Annotated in this window: 17 protein-coding genes and 1 pseudogene; 10 read left to right on the forward strand and 8 right to left on the reverse strand. The window is 55.5% G+C overall.

The features are described 5' to 3' along the window. Window positions 1-142: 142 nt before the first annotated feature. Complete coding sequence (yidZ, locus tag JO226_RS11185) at window positions 143-1,123, reverse strand: HTH-type transcriptional regulator YidZ (protein ID WP_293579783.1); 981 nt, start codon at window positions 1,121-1,123, stop codon at window positions 143-145. Further along, window positions 1,092-2,276 carry an MFS transporter gene (locus tag JO226_RS11190; protein WP_293579784.1) on the reverse strand — a complete coding sequence of 395 codons (1,185 nt, stop codon included), beginning with the start codon at window positions 2,274-2,276 and terminating at the stop codon, window positions 1,092-1,094. The genes yidZ and JO226_RS11190 overlap by 32 nt, the downstream gene beginning before the upstream one ends. Window positions 2,277-2,484: 208 nt before the next feature. Between JO226_RS11190 and JO226_RS11195 the strand changes: the two genes are divergently transcribed. From JO226_RS11195 to JO226_RS11215, 5 genes are read left to right on the forward strand one after another with little or no spacing between them, the layout of a single operon-like run. After that, complete coding sequence (locus tag JO226_RS11195) at window positions 2,485-3,396, forward strand: metal ABC transporter substrate-binding protein (protein ID WP_293579785.1); 912 nt, start codon at window positions 2,485-2,487, stop codon at window positions 3,394-3,396. A 3-nt stretch (window positions 3,397-3,399) separates the two neighbouring features. Next, complete coding sequence (sitB, locus tag JO226_RS11200; RefSeq protein WP_293579786.1) at window positions 3,400-4,227, forward strand: iron/manganese ABC transporter ATP-binding protein SitB; 828 nt, start codon at window positions 3,400-3,402, stop codon at window positions 4,225-4,227. Beyond that, window positions 4,224-5,081 carry an iron/manganese ABC transporter permease subunit SitC gene (gene sitC / locus JO226_RS11205; RefSeq protein WP_293579787.1) on the forward strand — a complete coding sequence of 286 codons (858 nt, stop codon included), beginning with the start codon at window positions 4,224-4,226 and terminating at the stop codon, window positions 5,079-5,081. The genes sitB and sitC overlap by 4 nt, the downstream gene beginning before the upstream one ends. Continuing rightward, on the forward strand, window positions 5,078-5,914 hold the full coding sequence (locus JO226_RS11210; RefSeq protein WP_293579788.1) for a metal ABC transporter permease: 837 nt from the start codon (window positions 5,078-5,080) through the stop codon (window positions 5,912-5,914). The genes sitC and JO226_RS11210 overlap by 4 nt, the downstream gene beginning before the upstream one ends. A 31-nt stretch (window positions 5,915-5,945) precedes the next feature. After that, a complete protein-coding gene (locus JO226_RS11215) occupies window positions 5,946-6,494 on the forward strand; it encodes a dihydrofolate reductase family protein (RefSeq protein ID WP_293579789.1) in 549 nt (182 codons plus the stop codon). Window positions 6,495-6,536: 42 nt separating this feature from the next. On the opposite strand, the gene mnmE is transcribed toward JO226_RS11215, so the two are convergent. The 5 genes from mnmE to rpmH form a co-directional block, all read right to left on the reverse strand. Further along, window positions 6,537-7,901, reverse strand: coding sequence for a tRNA uridine-5-carboxymethylaminomethyl(34) synthesis GTPase MnmE (gene mnmE, locus JO226_RS11220; protein WP_293579790.1), 1,365 nt, complete (start codon window positions 7,899-7,901; stop codon window positions 6,537-6,539). Window positions 7,902-7,974: 73 nt separating this feature from the next. Next, window positions 7,975-9,618 carry a membrane protein insertase YidC gene (gene yidC / locus JO226_RS11225; protein ID WP_293579791.1) on the reverse strand — a complete coding sequence of 548 codons (1,644 nt, stop codon included), beginning with the start codon at window positions 9,616-9,618 and terminating at the stop codon, window positions 7,975-7,977. Window positions 9,619-9,620: 2 nt separating this feature from the next. Further along, window positions 9,621-9,878 carry a membrane protein insertion efficiency factor YidD gene (gene yidD / locus JO226_RS11230; RefSeq protein ID WP_013368384.1) on the reverse strand — a complete coding sequence of 86 codons (258 nt, stop codon included), beginning with the start codon at window positions 9,876-9,878 and terminating at the stop codon, window positions 9,621-9,623. Then, window positions 9,842-10,201: a ribonuclease P protein component gene (rnpA, locus tag JO226_RS11235; RefSeq protein WP_071841443.1), complete on the reverse strand. Its 360-nt coding sequence runs from the start codon at window positions 10,199-10,201 to the stop codon at window positions 9,842-9,844. Before rnpA ends, yidD begins: the two co-directional genes overlap by 37 nt. Window positions 10,202-10,218: 17 nt before the next feature. Next, entirely contained in the window at window positions 10,219-10,359 is a 141-nt protein-coding gene (gene rpmH / locus JO226_RS11240; RefSeq protein WP_000831330.1) for a 50S ribosomal protein L34, read from the reverse strand. A 655-nt stretch (window positions 10,360-11,014) separates the two neighbouring features. On the opposite strand from rpmH, the gene dnaA reads away from it, so the two are divergent. The 5 genes from dnaA to yidA all read left to right on the forward strand — a co-directional run bounded on the left by dnaA (window position 11,015) and on the right by yidA (window position 18,052). Next, a complete protein-coding gene (dnaA, locus tag JO226_RS11245; RefSeq protein WP_293580926.1) occupies window positions 11,015-12,412 on the forward strand; it encodes a chromosomal replication initiator protein DnaA in 1,398 nt (465 codons plus the stop codon). A gap of 4 nt (window positions 12,413-12,416) precedes the next feature. After that, window positions 12,417-13,517 carry a DNA polymerase III subunit beta gene (gene dnaN, locus JO226_RS11250; RefSeq protein ID WP_293580928.1) on the forward strand — a complete coding sequence of 367 codons (1,101 nt, stop codon included), beginning with the start codon at window positions 12,417-12,419 and terminating at the stop codon, window positions 13,515-13,517. Then, entirely contained in the window at window positions 13,517-14,590 is a 1,074-nt protein-coding gene (gene recF / locus JO226_RS11255) for a DNA replication/repair protein RecF (protein ID WP_293580930.1), read from the forward strand. Before dnaN ends, recF begins: the two co-directional genes overlap by 1 nt. A 28-nt stretch (window positions 14,591-14,618) precedes the next feature. After that, window positions 14,619-17,033 (forward strand): DNA topoisomerase (ATP-hydrolyzing) subunit B, encoded by a 2,415-nt coding sequence (gene gyrB, locus JO226_RS11260; protein WP_293580932.1) that lies wholly within the window; start codon window positions 14,619-14,621, stop codon window positions 17,031-17,033. Window positions 17,034-17,239: 206 nt separating this feature from the next. Next, entirely contained in the window at window positions 17,240-18,052 is an 813-nt protein-coding gene (gene yidA / locus JO226_RS11265) for a sugar-phosphatase (protein WP_293580933.1), read from the forward strand. A gap of 487 nt (window positions 18,053-18,539) precedes the next feature. Here yidA and JO226_RS11270 read toward each other — a convergent pair. After that, a pseudogene (locus JO226_RS11270) lies at window positions 18,540-19,059 on the reverse strand (hypothetical protein); the annotation flags it as partial.

A 19,059-nucleotide genomic window follows, 5' to 3' on the forward strand; every position in this document is an offset into this window, starting at 1 on the left:
TGGTCAGACGTGTAAAACGATAACGTCATTATCGCGTAAACTAATGAGGTTTTAATGCGGAAAAGCGGCGCTGAAAAGCCCCGGAGCAGAACATTTACATTTCCTTTGACGCAATAGCCTGCTCGTTCACGAATTTACCGGCTCATTCCCAACGGACCTGGGCTTTAAAGGTTTCGCCGTACAGTTGCTTAATCATCGACGTCAGCCAGATGATTTTCGGGTTATGGCCGTTACGCTTGTGCCACAGCAGGGTGAACGGGACGGCAATCTTTTGCAGCTCGCTCTCCTCGAGCGGGATGGGGCGCGTCACCAGCTTCAGGCCGTGCTGCTGATTGTAGTGCTGACAGTAGAAGGGCGCCGTTGCCAGCAACGTGTGATCCGGCTGGGCGGCCATAAACATAGATTGCTCAAACCCCGGCAGGCTCAGGGCGATATTCCGCTTACACCCCAGCTCGTTCAACACCCGGTCCAGCGCCCAGGTGTCGCTATTCTCCCAACAGATGCTGATATGCGGGTAACGCAGAAATGTTTGCAGATTCCAGTCGTCCTGCAACGCCGGATGATCCTCGCGCAGATACACGCGCGGTAAATCGGTAAACAACACCTCAAAATCGACAAACCACGGCAACAGGCTGAGGGATTCGCGCGATCGAGGGTGGCTTTCGCGCCCGGTAAACCCGAGATCCACTTCGCCGCGAATAATTGCGTCCAGCGAATCGTAATCCCAGTTGCGCACACGCAGCGTCGCTTGGGAATAGCGCTGATAGATCTGCTGCGACAGCGCGTTCAGCGCAATCATCATCAGCGGCGACTCGGCCGCCAGCTCAAAGGTCAATCCGCGCGGCGTTTCGTAATGGGGTTTATCGAGCAGCTGGTGGCTCATCTGCATCCAGTCCGCCAGGTCCTGCTCCATGCTGACCGCCAGCGGCGTTGGATGTAACCCCTGCGGGGTTTTAACAAACAGCGGGTCGTTAAACCACCCCCGCAGCTTCGCCAGCGATTTGCTGACAGCGGAGGGCGTGACGTTCATGCGGCTGGCCGCCCTGCTGACGCTGCGCTCCTGCAACAACAGCTGAAGACAAATCAGCAGGTTAAGATCGAGACTGGCGATGGATTTTTTCATGGTCAGGGGTAGTTGCCGTCGTGTCTACGAACAGAATCAACAGAATACAGACCATGCTACAGCTAATCAGTATCCCGATCAGCATATTCAATGCGCTCACGCCAAGAACCGCCGTCAGCCAAATATACAGTGAGGAACCGCAAACCTGCGCAATGCCCAATACGGAACTGGCGACGCCTGCGCGTTTGGCAAAGGGACCCAGCGCCTGACTCATCTTCACGCCAAACCCCAGCGAAAAACCACAACAGATAAGCGTTAAGCCAAACAGCGTCATCTTGTGCGTGGCGGCGGAGGCGAGGACGACGGCGGCAAGAAGAAATAACCCCTGTGCGCTTAACATCAGGGTGCGCTGGCGAAACAGACTAAGCGCAAATGGGGTAGAGAATGAGACCGTCATACTGACCATCGCGGTCAACGCCATGATGGTTGAATACTCGCTGCGACTATAGTGCATGATATCCATGAGCAACACTGGCGAAACGTTCACGAAGGTCAGGATCGCTGTGACACACAGCGTGGTCATCATCACCCGACTGATAAAAAAGCGGTTGAATAGCGTTTCCGCCAGCGGTAGAGAGGGGCGTATTTCATTTGCACGCGAGCCTGGGTGTGTTTCTTTGAGGACCAGCGTTGACAGCAAACAGACCATAATGCCCATCGCACACATGACCCAGAACAGGCTTTGCCAGGGGAGTTTCAGCATGATCAGGTTACCTAGCACGGGCGCCAGTACCGGTACGATGCAGGTGATCCCATTCAGCAGCGAGAGCACTTTTGCCCGCCGCTGGTCGCTCAGCGTATCGCGCATAATGGCGAACGCCACCACATAGCAACTGCCTGCGCCAATGCCCTGAATAAAGCGCCCGGTCAGGAATAACATGCTGGTGCTGGCATTCGCGCACAATACCGACGCCAACGCAAAGATGATGGCGCCGCAGATAGCGACAGGCTGTCTTCCGGCTTTATCGGCGATACGTCCGGCAAACAGCATCGCTGCCGCCATACCCGTCAGATATACGGAAAAAGCGATGTGCAACTGTGCTTCGCTTGCCCCGAGATCCTGCGCAATGCTGGGCAGCCCCACCAGATACATATCAATGCCTGTCGGGTAGAGCAAAACAAGGGCGAAACTGCAGAGAAGAAAACGTGCCATAAGGTCCTCGCGTAATCGGTGGCGCAAAGGATAAAAGAGAACGCTATCGCGAACGAGTTGCCATTTGGACAACAGCGTTTTCCATTCAGGCACAGGCATGCCACAAAGCACTAGGTGATAATCATTTTCATTTAGATATAGCTTATGCTATAAAAAATAGCATTGGCTATAAGTGTTCTGAATTTAATCACCTCATGGAGACATTGCGATGCACCCTACGACTGCTGTTCGGGCTCTGATCCTCGGGGCCATTCTGAGTTCCGTCTGGTCGCTTCCTGCATGGGCACAGGAAAAATTTAAGGTGGTTACCACCTTTACGGTGATTGCCGATATGGCAAAAAACGTGGCGGGTGATGCGGCAGATGTCAGCTCCATCACCAAACCGGGTGCGGAAATCCATGAGTATCAGCCTACCCCAGGCGACATTAAACGCGCGCAGGGCGCCCAGCTTATTCTTGTCAACGGCATGAACCTGGAACTGTGGTTCCAGCGCTTTTATCAACATCTGCGCGGTGTACCGGAGGTGGTGGTCACCGCCGGGATAACGCCGATGGGGATTACCGAAGGGCCGTACAACGGTAAACCGAACCCGCATGCGTGGATGTCGGCGGATAACGCGCTTATCTATGTGAACAATATTCGCGATGCGCTGGTGAAATATGATCCCGCTAACGCCGAAACCTATCAGCGTAACGCCGAGGCTTATAAAGCCAAAATCACCCGGACGATGGCGCCGCTGCGCCAGCAGGTGGCCGCCATCCCGGAAAACCAGCGCTGGCTGGTCTCCAGTGAAGGCGCATTCTCTTATCTGGCGCGCGATCTTGGGCTAAAAGAGCTGTACCTGTGGCCCATCAACGCCGATCAGCAGGGAACGCCGCAGCAGGTGCGTAAGGTTGTCGATGAGGTGCGCAAAAACCACATTCCGGCGGTCTTTAGCGAAAGCACCATTTCAGACAAGCCCGCGCGCCAGGTGGCCCGTGAAACCGGCGCCCGCTATGGCGGCGTACTGTATGTCGACTCGTTAAGCGCGCAGGGCGGTCCGGTGCCTACCTACCTTGATTTGCTGAACGTCACCACCAGTACCCTGGTGCAGGGGCTTAAAGACGGTATGAAGGAGTAAACCATGACGCACGTGACCAGTATTGCCGTTTCCGATGTCACCGTTACTTACCGTAACGGGCATACAGCGCTGCACGACGCGACCTTTCAGGTTCCTGGCGGCTCAATCGCCGCGCTGGTGGGAGTTAACGGTTCAGGGAAATCAACCCTGTTTAAAGCCATAATGGGCTTTGTACGCCTGGCGACCGGGAGCATCTCGGTGTTAGGTATACCGACGCGTCAGGCGCTGCGACGTAACCTGGTCGCCTATGTGCCGCAGGCGGAAGAGGTGGACTGGTCGTTCCCGGTGCTGGTGGAGGATGTGGTGATGATGGGTCGCTACGGGCATATGGGCATGCTGCGTATTCCCAAAGAGAACGATCGCCGCATCGTCGCCGAGGCGCTGGAGCGGGTCGATATGACCTCATTTCGTCACCGGCAGATTGGCGAGCTGTCCGGCGGGCAGAAAAAGCGCGTCTTTCTGGCGCGCGCCATCGCTCAACAGGGTGAGGTCATCCTGCTTGATGAGCCGTTTACCGGCGTCGATGTCAAAACCGAAGCTAAAATCATCAGCCTGCTGCGCGAATTACGCGACGAAGGTAAAACCATGCTGGTGTCGACGCATAACCTCGGTTCCGTGACCGAGTTTTGCGATTACACCGTGATGGTTAAAGGTACCGTGCTGGCCAGCGGTCCGACGGAAACCACCTTTACCACTGAAAATCTCGAACGTGCGTTCAGCGGTGTGTTGCGTCATGTGGCGCTGAACGGTTCAGAGGACAACATTATTACGGATGACGAGCGACCTTTTGTCTCCCGCCGCTTGTCCGCCAGTGAACGGGGGGCATCATGAACCTGCTTCTGGAGCCGTTTGGCTATGAATACATGCTTAACGCAATGTGGGTGTCCGCGATGGTGGGAGGGCTGTGCGCTTTCCTCTCCTGCTACCTGATGCTCAAAGGCTGGTCGCTGATTGGCGATGCGCTGTCGCACTCGATTGTGCCGGGTGTCGCGGGGGCGTATATGCTCGGGCTGCCCTTTTCGCTTGGCGCGTTTTTATCGGGCGGACTGGCGGCCGGGAGTATGCTGTTTCTGAACCAGCGTACCCGGCTTAAAGAGAATGCCATTATCGGGCTTATTTTTTCGTCGTTTTTCGGCCTTGGGCTGTTTATGGTGTCGCTGAGCCCAACGGCGGTAAACATACAAACCATCGTCATGGGGAATATCCTGGCGATTTTGCCCGAAGATATTATGCAATTGACGATCATTGGCGTGGTATCGATCATCGTGCTGTTTTTCAAATGGAAAGATTTGATGGTGACGTTCTTTGATGAGAACCACGCGCGCGCCATTGGTCTGCACCCGGAACGACTGAAGATTCTGTTCTTTACGCTGCTGGCCGTGTCCACGGTCGCGGCGCTGCAAACGGTAGGCGCTTTCCTGGTGGTCTGTCTTGTCGTCACGCCTGGCGCCACGGCGTGGTTGCTGACCGATCGCTTCCCTCGTCTTCTGCTGATTGCGGTGGCCATTGGCAGTATCACCAGCTTCCTTGGCGCCTGGATGAGCTATTTCCTGGACGGCGCGACCGGCGCCATTATCGTTGTGGCGCAGACCATTCTGTTTCTGCTGGCGTTTATCTTTGCCCCCACGCACGGTCTGCTGGCCAGCCGCCGCCGTGTGCGTCAGATACCGGAGGTACAGTCATGATGGCAATACTGCTTGAACCGCTGGAGTTCGCCTTTATGCAAAACGCGCTGCTGATTGCCCTGGTGGTCGCGATTCCCTGCGCGCTGCTGTCGGTCTTTTTGGTGCTGAAGGGCTGGGCGTTGATGGGGGATGCAATGAGTCACGCGGTGTTTCCCGGCGTGGTGCTGGCCTGGGTGATGGGGCTGCCGCTGGCGGTAGGCGCGTTCGTGGCCGGGCTTTTTTGCGCAGTAGCGACCGGATTCCTGAAAGATAACAGCCGGATTAAGCAAGATACCGTCATGGGCATCGTTTTTTCCGGCATGTTCGCTTCCGGACTCATTCTGTATCTTGCGGTAAAGCCGGAAGTTCACCTCGATCACATACTGTTTGGCGATATGCTGGGCATCAATACCGCCGACAGGGTGCAAACGGGGATTATTGCTGCGGTGATTGTGCTGGTTATTGGCGTAAAATGGCGAGATTTTCTGCTATTCTGCTTTGATCCTCAGCAGGCGCAGGTCAGCGGGCTGCGTACCCGTTGGCTGCACTATGGCCTGCTGTGCATGGTCTCGCTGACGATCGTCGCGACGCTGAAGGCGGTGGGGATTATTTTATCTGTTTCGTTGCTTGTCGCGCCCGGCGCCATTGCGGTATTGCTGACGAATCGCTTTCATATCGCACTGTTAGTGGCGGTTGCGGTGTCGGCGCTGGTGTCGGTTTGCGGCGTATGGCTGTCGTTTTATCTCGACAGCGCCCCCGCGCCAACCATCGTGGTGCTGTTCGCGCTGGTCTTTATCGTGGCCTTTGTGGTATCCAGTCTGAAGGCGCGACGGCTTGAGCAGCAGGTCTGTTAGCGATTCACCCTTGAAAAGAAGGAGTAAGCCGATGGTCACCACCCACGTTTTCATTGCTGTCAGCCTGGATGGTTTTATTGCGCGTGAAGATGGCGATATCAGCTGGCTGTTGCAGAGAGATGACCCTACCGAGGATCATGGCTATGATGATTTTATCCTCGATAAAGATGTCATTGTTATGGGCCGGGGAAGCTATGAGAAAGTGATGACCTTCGACGCATGGCCTTACTCTCTGCCTGTGCTGGTGTTATCGAAACAGCTCACCGGAACGCCAGTACCTGACGCCTTAAAGGATAAGGTTCAATTTATCCATTCTTCACCCGCAGAGACGATTGCCCGTCTGGCTGAACAGAACATACAGCGAGTCTATCTTGATGGCGGTCAGGTGGTGCAGTCATTTCTTCGTGAGGGGCTTATCACCGACATGGTCATTACGACCGTTCCCGTGCTGATCGGAACAGGGAAGCCTTTGTTCGGGGCATTGCCCGGAGATATTGATTTAACGCTGCTCTCCAGCCGTAGCTTCCCTTCTGGTCTCGTTCAGTCCACTTATCGCGTGCAGACAAAAAACCCGCATTAACAGCCCGTTAATGCGGATTAGTGAACGTTCACGGACTCAACGTTACTTACCAATACAGAAGCTCGAGAATATCCGTCCCAGCAGATCGTCGGAGGTAAATTCACCGGTAATCTCGCTTAACGCCTGTTGCGCCAGACGCAGCTCTTCCGCCAGCAGTTCGCCTGCCCACGCGCCAATCAGCTGCGCTTTACCCTGCTGCAGGTGGTTGGCCGCGGCTTCCAGCGCCTGGAGGTGGCGACGACGGGCGAGGAATCCGCCTTCCATATTGGTGTCAAAACCCATGCTCTGCTTGAGGTGGTTACGCAACAGGTTCACGCCTTCGCCCTGACGCGCGGAGAGTCGAATCAGCGAGTGACCATTCACCTCGCTTAACCCCACCGACTCGCCGGTCATATCCGCTTTATTACGGACCACGGTGATCGGCAAATTCGCCGGTAAACGGGCGATAAAATCGGGCCAGATCTGCGCCGGGTCGATGGCGTCGGTGGTGGTGCCATCGACCATAAACAGGACGCGGTCGGCCTGCTCGATTTCCTGCCAGGCGCGCTCAATGCCGATACGCTCGACTTCGTCGCTGGCGTCGCGCAGACCCGCGGTATCGATGATGTGCAGCGGCATCCCGTCGATGTGGATGTGTTCGCGCAGCACATCGCGGGTGGTGCCGGCGATGTCGGTCACAATCGCTGCTTCACGGCCCGCGAGAGCGTTCAACAGGCTCGATTTCCCGGCGTTAGGTCGCCCGGCAATCACCACTTTCATCCCTTCACGCAGCAGGCTGCCCTGGCGCGCTTCGGCGCGCACGGCGTCGAGATCGGCCATCACGCCGTTCAGCTGTGCCTCGATTTTGCCGTCAGAGAGGAAATCAATCTCTTCGTCCGGGAAGTCGATCGCCGCCTCGACGTAGATGCGCAGGTGAGTGAGCGCTTCCACAAGGTGGTTAACGCGGGCAGAGAACACCCCCTGCAGCGAGTTCAGCGCGGAACGCGCCGCCTGTTCGGAGCTGGCGTCGATCAGGTCAGCAATCGCCTCGGCTTGCGCCAGATCGAGCTTATCGTTAAGAAACGCCCGCTCGGAGAACTCGCCGGGTTTTGCAATGCGCAGGCCGGGCAGCGTCAGAATGCGTTTTAACAGCAGGTCGAGGATCACCGGGCCGCCGTGCCCTTGCAGTTCCAGCACATCTTCGCCGGTAAAGGAGTTCGGGCCGGGGAACCACAGGGCAATGCCCTGATCCAGCGCGGTGCCGTCGGCATCTTTAAACGGCAGATAATCGGCGTAGCGCGGTTTTGGCAGTTTGCCCAGCACCGCTTCGGCAACCTCGCGCGCCTTCAGGCCGGAGATACGCAGAATGCCTACACCACCGCGTCCCGGTGGGGTTGCCTGGGCGACGATAGTGTCGTTATGGCTCATGGTTTGTCTCGTCTAATACAAATAAAAAAGGCGGTCAATTGACCGCCCTTATTTTAGCTTCAGCGTAACCGAATCAGGACTTTTTCTTTTCGCGGCTATGCAGGCCACGTTTTTCCAGACCACGGTAGATCAACTGCTGCTGGATGATGGTCACCAGGTTGCTGACGATATAGTACAGCACCAGACCTGACGGGAACCACAGGAAGAACACGGTGAAGATGACCGGCATAAAGGTCATGATCTTCTGCTGCATCGGGTCGGTCACGGTAGTCGGCGACATCTTCTGGATGAAGAACATCGTCACGCCCATCAGGATCGGCAGGATGTAGTACGGGTCCTGTGCGGACAGGTCGTGGATCCACAGCGCGAACGGCGCGTGGCGCAGCTCAACGGAGCCCATCAGCATGTAGTACAGCGCAAGGAAGATAGGCATCTGGATAATCAGCGGGAAGCAACCACCCAGCGGGTTCACTTTCTCTGCTTTATACAGGGCCATCATTTCCTGGCTCTGACGCTGTTTATCATCGCCCAGACGCTCGCGCATGGCCTGAATTTTCGGCTGCAGCATACGCATCTTCGCCATGGAGGTGTACTGCGCTTTAGTCAGCGGGTACATGATGCCACGAACGATAAAGGTGATGACGATGATGGAGAAGCCCCAGTTGCCGAGGAAGCTGTGGATAAACTTCAGCAGCTTGAACAGCGGCTGAGAGATGAACCACAGCCAGCCGTAGTCAACGGTCAGATCCAGGTGCGGCGCAACGGCGGCCATTTTGTCCTGAATTTCCGGGCCGACCCACAGGGTGCTGCCAACAGTGCCGGTCTGGCCTGGCTGAATCAGCGTCGGCTGAGATTTGTAGCCGATAGCCGCAACGCCATTGCCGAGATTCGCGGTGTAGAAGTTGTTGGCGCCGTCGTTACGCGGAACCCATGCGGTAGCGAAATACTGCTGCAGCATCGCGACCCAACCGTCTTTGGAGTTGACGTTCAGGTTCTCGTTATCGGCGATAGTATCGAATTTGTATTTTTCGTACTTCGCGTCAGACGTGGAGTATGCCGCGCCGCGGAACGTGTGCAGCGCAAAGTTGTTGCTGCCCGTATCGCGATGCGTCGGTAAATTGATGGATTGCTTCAACTGACCGAAGGTGGTGATTTCCAGTGGCTTATCGCTGCTGTTTTTCACGCTGTAGTCAACGTTAACGGCATATTCGCCACGCTTCAGCACAAAGGTCTTGGTGAAGGTGTTGCCGGCTTTGTCGGTATAGGTCAGCGGGATGCTGATTTCGTTCTGACCGTCCGCCAGGACAAAGGCATCTTTATCAACGTTGTACAGTGGGCGCGGACCGTTAGCCGGGTTATCCGGGCCGTCACGGCCGGTCAGGCCGCTTTGTGCCTGGTAGATAAACTGCGGCGTGGTTTCCAGTAACTGGAACGGTTCGTTAGAACCCAGCTCTTTCGGGTAAGCCAACAGCTCAGCCTGCTCAACATCACCGCCACGGGTGTTGATGGTCAGATCGAGCACGTCGGTTTTCACCGTAATCAGTTTCCCCTGGCCACTGGCCGGTACGCCCTGGTCGGCGGCGCTACCCGCTGCGGTGGTCGTAGTCTGCGTGGTCTGCTGCTGGGGCTGAGGATTTTTATCCTGCTCCCATGCCTGCCAGATCATGAAAGACACGAACAACAAAGCGATGATAAGAAGATTGCGTTGCGAATCCATCGTTAGTGTTCTCTGGTATTAGAAGGTCCTGGTGGGACGGGGTCGTCGCCACCCGGGTGTAAAGGGTGGCATTTTAATACGCGTTTCACCGTCAACCAACTGCCTTTTATCACACCAAACCTGCGCAATGCCTCAATTCCGTATTGAGAACAGGTTGGCGTGAAACGGCAATGCGGCCCGAGAAGCGGACTAATCAGGCGTTGATAGACCCTGATTAGGGCTATCAGGACCCGCGAGCCAGGCGACAGTGACGGCGCCATAATTTTTCCAACGCTTCCGTGAGAGCACGGTTATCGAGGTCAGCAACCCCCTTTTTCGCCACCACCACGAAGTCCATAGGCGGAAGTTCGTGTTGACGTAAACGGAAACTCTCACGCGTCAGACGTTTAATCCGATTGCGTTCATGGGCACGTTTAACGTTTTTCTTGGCGACGGTAAGACCGATGCGGGGATGCCCCAGCGAATTCAGGCGGCCGAGGATGGTGATTTGCGGCGTGCCAGCCCGTTGCGGCTGCTGGAAGACGAATGTGAAATGAGTGGGAGTTAACAAACGTAACTCCCTGGGAAAAGCGAGCTTAACCACTCAGGGGTTAGCTTTTATTACTTGGAAACGGTCAGACGAGCGCGGCCTTTAGCACGACGACGTGCCAGAACCTGACGACCATTTTTAGTAGCCATACGAGCACGGAAGCCGTGAGAACGGTTGCGCTTCAGTACAGACGGTTGAAAAGTGCGTTTCATGGCGGTTTCTACCTAAACTTGAATAAATTCACTGACTTTTGCGTATACCCAAACGAGATTCGTATGACGGACGCCGAAGCCAAGGGTGATTAAAGAGGCCGGATTGTAATAATTGTACACTCCAGAGTCAATTCTCTTTCCTTATTTCCCGCGGGAATTTACGCCTTTTTGCGCAAAGTTCACACAGCATACGACGCCACAATGTGGGCATAACGCACCGGGTGGGGGATTATACGTCCTGTCACCTAAAGCGCAAGGATCGTACGGGATCTTTATTAGATCGATTATGCAAAAAATTGTCGATGCTCATTAATTTTTCCAATATGCAGGAGAAATCGTCCCTCACTTTTCCCAGGATCGATTACACTTAGCCGGTCTCGATCTTTCCTGTGGATAAATCGGGAAGAATCTGTGAGAAACAGAAGATCTCTGGCTCAGTTTAGGCTATGATCCGCGGTCCCGATAGCGATCCCGGATCCTGAACGGGCATATGCACGACGTTCCTCAGGCAACATGACGCCTGATCGATCGCGTGAAAAACCGCAGATAGCGGTTCGCACGTCAACCCATGCGCATTGGGTCTAATCGACGTGTGCCAACAATCATTAACTTCAGTTTTAGCCTTTTAATCGATTTTGTTCGAGTGGAGTCCGCCGTGTCACTTTCGCTTTGGCAGCAGTGTCTTGCCCGATTGCAGGATGAGTTACCAGCCACAGAATTCAGCATGTGGATACGCCCTTTGCAGGCGGAACTGAGCGATAACACGCTGGCCCTGTACGCGCCAAACCGTTTTGTGCTTGATTGGGTAAGGGATAAATACCTTAATAACATCAACGGACTGCTCAATGATTTCTGTGGGACGGACGTTCCACAGCTGCGCTTTGAAGTCGGCACAAAACCGGTGACCCAGGCGGTAAGAGAGCCTGCGCACGTCGCCGCGCCTGCCCAGGCGACGCAGCAGCAGATGCCGCGCGTCGCGCCGGTAGCTCGCCCGGGCTGGGACAACGTTCCCGCGCCTGCGGAGCCGTCATACCGCTCCAACGTTAACGTCAAACACACCTTCGATAACTTCGTTGAGGGTAAATCGAACCAGCTGGCGCGCGCGGCGGCACGTCAGGTGGCGGATAACCCCGGCGGCGCCTATAACCCGCTGTTCCTTTATGGCGGCACGGGTCTGGGTAAAACGCACCTGCTGCACGCGGTCGGCAACGGCATTATCGCCCGCAAACCCAACGCCAAAGTAGTGTACATGCACTCTGAGCGTTTTGTGCAGGACATGGTAAAAGCGCTGCAAAACAACGCCATTGAAGAGTTCAAGCGTTACTACCGTTCCGTTGACGCGCTGCTTATCGATGACATTCAGTTTTTTGCCAACAAAGAACGATCCCAGGAAGAGTTTTTCCACACCTTTAATGCCCTGCTGGAAGGCAACCAGCAGATAATCCTGACGTCGGATCGCTATCCGAAAGAGATTAATGGTGTGGAAGATCGTCTGAAATCCCGCTTTGGCTGGGGATTGACCGTGGCGATCGAGCCGCCGGAACTGGAAACCCGCGTCGCGATCCTGATGAAAAAAGCCGACGAAAACGACATCCGCCTGCCGGGCGAAGTGGCGTTTTTCATCGCCAAACGCCTGCGCTCCAACGTGCGTGAGCTGGAGGGCGCGCTGAACCGCGTCATCGCTAACGCTAACTTCACCGGCCGCGCCATTACCATCGATTTCGTGCGTGAAGCGCTCAGGGATTTGCTGGCGCTGCAGGAAAAACTGGTCACCATCGATAACATTCAAAAGACGGTGGCGGAGTACTACAAGATCAAAGTGGCGGATCTGCTCTCCAAGCGCCGTTCCCGTTCTGTCGCGCGTCCGCGGCAGATGGCGATGGCGCTGGCCAAAGAACTCACCAACCACAGCCTGCCGGAAATTGGCGATGCGTTTGGTGGCCGCGACCACACGACCGTGCTGCACGCCTGCCGCAAGATTGAGCAGCTGCGTGAAGAAAGCCACGATATCAAAGAAGATTTTTCCAATTTAATCAGAACATTGTCGTCGTGATCCTATGAAATTTACCGTTGAACGTGAACATTTATTAAAACCGCTGCAGCAGGTGAGTGGTCCGTTAGGCGGCCGTCCGACGCTGCCTATCCTTGGCAACCTGCTGCTGCAGGTGGCTGATGGCGCGCTGTCGCTGACCGGTACCGATCTTGAAATGGAAATGGTCGCCCGCGTCGCGCTGATGCAGCCGCATGATGCGGGGGCGACGACCGTCCCGGCGCGCAAATTCTTCGACATCTGCCGCGGTCTGCCGGAAGGTGCGGAAATTGCCGTTCAGCTGGAAGGCGACCGCATGCTGGTGCGCTCCGGCCGCAGCCGGTTTTCGCTCTCCACGCTGCCAGCGACGGATTTCCCGAACCTCGATGACTGGCAGAGCGAGGTGGAATTCACCTTGCCGCAGGCGACAATGAAACGCTTGATTGAGGCCACACAGTTTTCGATGGCGCATCAGGACGTTCGCTACTACTTAAACGGCATGCTGTTTGAAACCGAAGGCGAAGAGCTGCGTACCGTCGCGACCGACGGTCACCGTCTGGCGGTCTGCGCTATGCCGATTGGCGAGACGCTGCCGAACCATTCGGTGATCGTGCCGCGTAAAGGCGTAATTGAGCTGATGCGCATGCTCGACGGCGGCGATACGCCGCTGCGCGTGCAGATCGGCAGCAACAACATTCGTGCGCACGTCGGCGATTTTATCTTTACATCGAAGCTGGTTGACGGCCGTTTCCCGGATTATCGCCGCGTATTGCCGAAAAACCCGGATAAGCACCTGGATGCCGGTTGCGACCTGCTCAAGCAGGCGTTTGCCCGCGCGGCGATTCTCTCTAACGAGAAATTCCGCGGCGTGCGTCTGTATGTTAGCGAGAATCAGCTCAAGATCACCGCCAACAACCCGGAGCAGGAAGAGGCCGAAGAGATTCTGGACGTCACCTACGCCGGAACAGAGATGGAAATCGGCTTTAACGTCAGCTACGTGCTGGATGTGCTGAATGCGCTCAAGTGCGAAAATGTCCGCATTCTGCTCACCGACTCCGTGTCGAGCGTACAAATTGAAGATGCCGCATCACAGTCGGCTGCCTATGTCGTCATGCCAATGAGACTGTAATGTCGCTCTCCCGTCTGTTGATCCGCGACTTTCGCAACATCGAAAGCGCGGATCTCGTGTTATCCCCCGGCTTTAACTTCCTGGTTGGCGCCAACGGCAGCGGCAAAACCAGCGTGCTGGAAGCCATCTATACGCTCGGACATGGCCGGGCGTTTCGCAGTTTGCAAATCGGTCGCGTCATTCGCCATGAGCAGGAGTCGTTTGTTCTGCACGGTCGCTTGCAGGGCGAAGAGCGGGAAACCGCGATCGGCCTGACCAAAGACAAGCTTGGCGATAGCAAGGTGCGTATTGACGGCACCGACGGGCATAAAGTCGCCGAACTGGCGCTGTTGATGCCGATGCAGCTCATCACGCCGGAGGGGTTTACGTTGCTCAACGGCGGCCCCAAATACAGAAGAGCCTTCCTCGACTGGGGATGCTTTCACAACGAAGCGGGTTTCTTTAACGCCTGGAGCAACCTCAAACGGCTGCTCAAGCAGCGCAACGCCGCGCTGCGCCAGGTCACCCGCTATGCCCAGCTGCGTCCGTGGGATAGGGAGCTTATCCCGCTGGCGGAGCAAATCAGCGCCTGGCGTGCCGAATACAGCGCAGGTATTGCCGACGATATGGCGGACACCTGCCAGCAGTTTTTACCCGAATTTTCTCTGACCTTCTCCTTCCAGCGCGGCTGGGAGAAAGAAACGGACTATGCTGAGGTGCTGGAGCGAAACTTCGAGCGCGACCGCATGCTGACCTACACCGCGCACGGTCCGCACAAGGCGGATTTCCGCATTCGCGCCGACGGCGCGCCGGTGGAGGACACCTTATCGCGCGGACAGCTGAAGCTGCTGATGTGCGCCCTGCGCCTGGCGCAGGGAGAGTTTCTCACCCGCGAAAGCGGGCGGCGCTGCCTGTACCTGATTGATGATTTTGCCTCGGAGCTTGACGATGCGCGGCGCGGGCTGCTTGCCAGCCGCTTAAAAGCCACGCAGTCGCAGGTTTTCGTCAGCGCCATTAGCGCTGAACACGTTATAGACATGTCGGACGAAAATTCGAAGATGTTTACCGTGGAAAAGGGTAAAATAACGGATTAACCCAAGTTTAAATGAGCGAGAAACGTTGATGTCGAATTCTTATGACTCCTCCAGTATCAAAGTCCTGAAAGGGCTGGATGCGGTGCGTAAGCGCCCGGGTATGTATATCGGCGATACGGATGACGGCACCGGTCTGCACCACATGGTATTCGAGGTGGTAGATAACGCTATCGACGAGGCGCTCGCGGGTCACTGTAAAGACATCGTGGTCACGATCCATGCGGACAACTCCGTCTCCGTCACCGATGATGGTCGTGGCATCCCAACCGGTATTCACCCGGAAGAGGGCGTGTCTGCGGCGGAAGTTATCATGACCGTTCTGCACGCAGGCGGTAAGTTCGATGATAACTCCTATAAAGTTTCCGGCGGTCTGCACGGCGTAGGCGTATCCGTAGTTAACGCCCTGTCGCAGAAGCTGGAGCTGGTTATTCAGCGTGAAGGCAAAGTACACCGCCAGCTTTATACCCACGGCGTGCCGCAGGCGCCGCTGGCAGTCACCGGCGACACCGAAAAAACCGGCACCATGGTGCGTTTCTGGCCAAGCCACGAAACCTTCACCAATGTCACCGAATTTGAATATGAGATCCTGGCCAAGCGCCTGCGCGAGCTGTCGTTCCTGAACTCCGGCGTGTCTATTCGCCTGAAAGACAAGCGCGACAACAAAGAAGACCACTTCCACTACGAAGGCGGCATCAAGGCGTTCGTTGAGTATCTCAACAAGAACAAAACGCCGATCCACCCGAATATCTTCTATTTTTCCACCGAAAAAGACGGTATCGGCGTTGAAGTTGCGCTGCAGTGGAACGACGGTTTCCAGGAAAACATCTACTGCTTTACCAACAACATTCCGCAGCGTGACGGCGGTACCCACCTCGCGGGCTTCCGCGCGGCGATGACCCGTACCCTGAACGCCTACATGGATAAAGAAGGCTACAGCAAAAAAGCCAAAGTCAGCGCGACGGGCGACGATGCCCGCGAAGGCCTGATTGCGGTGGTTTCCGTGAAAGTGCCGGACCCGAAATTCTCCTCCCAGACCAAAGACAAGCTGGTCTCTTCTGAGGTGAAATCGGCGGTGGAACAGCAGATGAACGAACTGCTGGCGGAGTACCTGCTGGAAAACCCGAACGACGCGAAAATCGTCGTCGGCAAGATTATCGATGCGGCGCGCGCCCGTGAAGCCGCGCGTAAAGCGCGTGAAATGACCCGCCGTAAAGGCGCGCTGGACCTCGCTGGCCTGCCGGGCAAGCTGGCGGACTGCCAGGAGCGCGACCCGGCGCTGTCCGAACTGTACCTCGTGGAAGGGGACTCCGCGGGCGGTTCTGCAAAGCAGGGCCGTAACCGCAAGAACCAGGCGATTCTGCCGCTGAAGGGTAAAATCCTCAACGTAGAAAAAGCCCGCTTCGACAAGATGCTTTCCTCGCAGGAAGTGGCGACGCTGATTACCGCGCTCGGTTGCGGCATCGGTCGCGACGAGTACAACCCGGACAAACTGCGTTATCACAGCATCATCATCATGACCGATGCGGACGTCGACGGCTCGCACATCCGTACGCTGCTGTTGACCTTCTTCTACCGTCAGATGCCGGAAATCGTTGAGCGCGGTCATGTGTATATCGCGCAACCGCCGCTGTACAAAGTGAAAAAAGGCAAGCAGGAACAGTACATTAAAGACGATGAAGCGATGGATCAGTACCAAATCTCCATCGCCCTTGATGGCGCGACCCTGCACTGCAACGCGAATGCGCCAGCGCTGGCAGGCGAACCGCTGGAGCGTCTGGTGTCCGAGTTCAACGCGACGCAGAAAATGATCGGTCGTATGGAGCGTCGCTACCCGCGCGCGCTGCTGAACGCGCTGATTTACCAGCCGACGCTGACGGAAAGCGATCTGGGCAGCGAGCAGGCGGCGACCCGCTGGGTTAACCAGCTGGTGAGCGAGCTGAATGAAAACGAACAGCACGGCAGCCAGTGGAAATTCGATATTCGTGAAAATACCGAACAGCAGCAGTTTGAGCCGGTTATTCGCGTCCGTACCCACGGCGTGGATACCGACTATGCGCTCGATCATGAGTTCGTCACTGGCGGCGAGTACCGTCGTATCTGCACGCTCGGCGAGAAGCTGCGCGGCCTGATTGAAGACGATGCCTTTATCGAGCGCGGCGAACGCCGTCAGCCTGTCGCCAGCTTCGAGCAGGCGCTGGACTGGCTGGTGAAAGAGTCCCGTCGTGGCCTCTCGATTCAGCGCTATAAAGGTCTGGGCGAGATGAACCCGGATCAGCTGTGGGAAACCACCATGGATCCGGAAAGCCGCCGCATGCTGCGCGTAACCGTAAAAGATGCGATTGCTGCCGACCAGCTGTTCACTACGCTGATGGGCGACGCTGTTGAGCCGCGTCGTGCGTTTATCGAAGAGAACGCCCTGAAAGCGGCGAATATCGATATCTAAGCCGTTTATCCCCTGGTGGCGCTATGCTTACCGGGGCGACAACAGGTTTCATTGGCCCGGTAAGCGTAGCGCTGCCGGGCTTTTCTTTTGCGGCAAAAGAGGAATCCTTACCTCACATCCCATCCTCCTTTTTCCCCGACGCTTTTGCTGTTTTTTGAGCTAAATCGCGTTAGCATGAGTGTTAACTCATTTACCTCGGGGATCTCATGGCTATCAAACTCATCGCAATCGACATGGACGGAACGTTGCTGCTGCCGGACCATACTATTTCTCCTGCCGTTAAAAATGCGATTGCCGCCGCACGCGAACGCGGCGTCAACGTGGTGCTGACCACCGGACGACCATATGCGGGCGTGCACAGCTATCTGAAAGAGCTGCACATGAATAAACCGGGTGATTACTGCATCACCTATAACGGTGCGCTGGTGCAGAAAGCCGCTGACGGCAGCACGGTGGCGCAAACCGCGCTGAGCTATGACGACTACCGGTATCTGGAAAAACTGTCCCGCGAAGTGGGTTCTCACTTCCATGCGCTGGATCGCAACACGCTGTACACCGCCAACCGCGATATCAGCTACTACACCGTGCATGAGTCCTTTGTCGCCACTATCCCGCTGGTGTTCTGTGAAGCGGAGAAGATGGATCCGGAAACCCAGTTCCTGAAAGTGATGATGATTGATGAGCCGGAAATCCTGGACAAGGCCATTGCCCGTATTCCGGCAGAGGTGAAGGAGAAGTACACCGTGCTGAAGAGCGCGCCGTACTTCCTGGAAATCCTCGATAAGCGCGTGAACAAGGGGACTGGCGTGAAGGCGCTGGCCGAGGCGCTCGGCATCAAATCGGAAGAAGTAATGGCGATTGGCGATCAGGAAAACGACATCGCGATGCTTGAATATGCCGGTGTCGGCGTGGCGATGGACAACGCCATTCCCTCGGTTAAAGAGATGGCTAACGTTGTCACCAAATCGAATCTTGAAGATGGCGTCGCCAGAGCGATTGAGAAATTTGCCCTCGTCTGAAGCGCTAAAGATCTGCTAAAAGTGTAATGGGAGCTTGCCAGATTATGTTTCCTGTCAGTGATTTGCTGGATTTACAAACGCGTTCTGAATCAGTTGAACTTGAATTTAAGCTGGCGCATGGCGTGGATGGTTAGGAATCTCAATCGACCTTCAGCATGCTCATCTGACTGCAAAATCTTATGAACAGATCCCTGCTATAACGCACCATGAGACCAGCAGTGGGCTTAAAATTCCATTTATGTATGCTTTTTAACCTGAAACCGGTCAGGGCCATCAGCCTGCGTGCGGTCTCTTTAGCCAGATAAAGACCTGGACCTGTATGGGCAATACAGGAGCCAATCCAGGCAAAGCAAACCAGTATCTCTGGTCTGCGAAAGCAGGTTAAATGAAGACGTGTAATCAGAAGCATAAAGAAATATCCCCCTACGTCACCAAACGTCAGGGGGGTAAATTTCAAATAAGAATACTTTAATGTGGCAGTCTGGTATCAGATGCCGGTGCGGCAGGTAACATAAAAAATAATATCTGGTGCACTGTTACCATGGAGAATAATGTTGAACATATCCCGCCAAACATAATTGGTAGTTCCTTCACCATCAGTAAATGGTGTCGACGTGAATGTGAGAAAATTACTATTCGATGCCATACCAAAATCAGATGTGCTGTAGGCGTTAAGACCTCCCCATTCTCTGAGTACGGAATTTACGTCTTCAGAGGATATTTGTACTGCTCCCTTGTCCGAGCAATGAGCACTACCACTATCATGCGTCATCTCTTTACCCGGCGTTGTATACCAATTATTAACTGTGAAGATATACACTTGAGGTGTTCCTCCGCTACCGGGTGTTCCTGTCAGGGTAACGGTCTTACTATTCGTCGAAGGTGTTCCCGCAAGAGTAACCTTACCATTATTGCTCACCTGTACCCATGGACGGTTTGAAGACCAGGTATAATTTGCCGGTACGCTTCCGTTCAGCAGTATCTGGAAATCGGCATTCCGGAACCCT

Source organism: Pluralibacter sp. (assembly GCF_019237635.1).
Classification (GTDB): domain Bacteria; phylum Pseudomonadota; class Gammaproteobacteria; order Enterobacterales; family Enterobacteriaceae; genus Enterobacter_B.

Bases quoted from the DNA above. Each gene is read 5' to 3' on its own strand.
- JO226_RS11215 (WP_293579789.1), top strand. From the start codon at position 5,946: ATGGTCACCACCCACGTTTTCATTGCTGTCAGCCTGGATGGTTTTATT.
- yidA (WP_293580933.1), top strand. From the start codon at position 17,240: ATGGCTATCAAACTCATCGCAATCGACATGGACGGAACGTTGCTGCTG.
- yidC (WP_293579791.1), bottom strand. From the start codon at position 9,618: ATGGATTCGCAACGCAATCTTCTTATCATCGCTTTGTTGTTCGTGTCT.
- rpmH (WP_000831330.1), bottom strand. From the start codon at position 10,359: ATGAAACGCACTTTTCAACCGTCTGTACTGAAGCGCAACCGTTCTCAC.
- gyrB (WP_293580932.1), top strand. From the start codon at position 14,619: ATGTCGAATTCTTATGACTCCTCCAGTATCAAAGTCCTGAAAGGGCTG.
- dnaN (WP_293580928.1), top strand. From the start codon at position 12,417: ATGAAATTTACCGTTGAACGTGAACATTTATTAAAACCGCTGCAGCAG.
- yidD (WP_013368384.1), bottom strand. From the start codon at position 9,878: ATGGCGCCGTCACTGTCGCCTGGCTCGCGGGTCCTGATAGCCCTAATC.
- mnmE (WP_293579790.1), bottom strand. From the start codon at position 7,901: ATGAGCCATAACGACACTATCGTCGCCCAGGCAACCCCACCGGGACGC.
- sitC (WP_293579787.1), top strand. From the start codon at position 4,224: ATGAACCTGCTTCTGGAGCCGTTTGGCTATGAATACATGCTTAACGCA.
- sitB (WP_293579786.1), top strand. From the start codon at position 3,400: ATGACGCACGTGACCAGTATTGCCGTTTCCGATGTCACCGTTACTTAC.
- JO226_RS11210 (WP_293579788.1), top strand. From the start codon at position 5,078: ATGATGGCAATACTGCTTGAACCGCTGGAGTTCGCCTTTATGCAAAAC.
- JO226_RS11190 (WP_293579784.1), bottom strand. From the start codon at position 2,276: ATGGCACGTTTTCTTCTCTGCAGTTTCGCCCTTGTTTTGCTCTACCCG.
- recF (WP_293580930.1), top strand. From the start codon at position 13,517: ATGTCGCTCTCCCGTCTGTTGATCCGCGACTTTCGCAACATCGAAAGC.
- yidZ (WP_293579783.1), bottom strand. From the start codon at position 1,123: ATGAAAAAATCCATCGCCAGTCTCGATCTTAACCTGCTGATTTGTCTT.
- JO226_RS11195 (WP_293579785.1), top strand. From the start codon at position 2,485: ATGCACCCTACGACTGCTGTTCGGGCTCTGATCCTCGGGGCCATTCTG.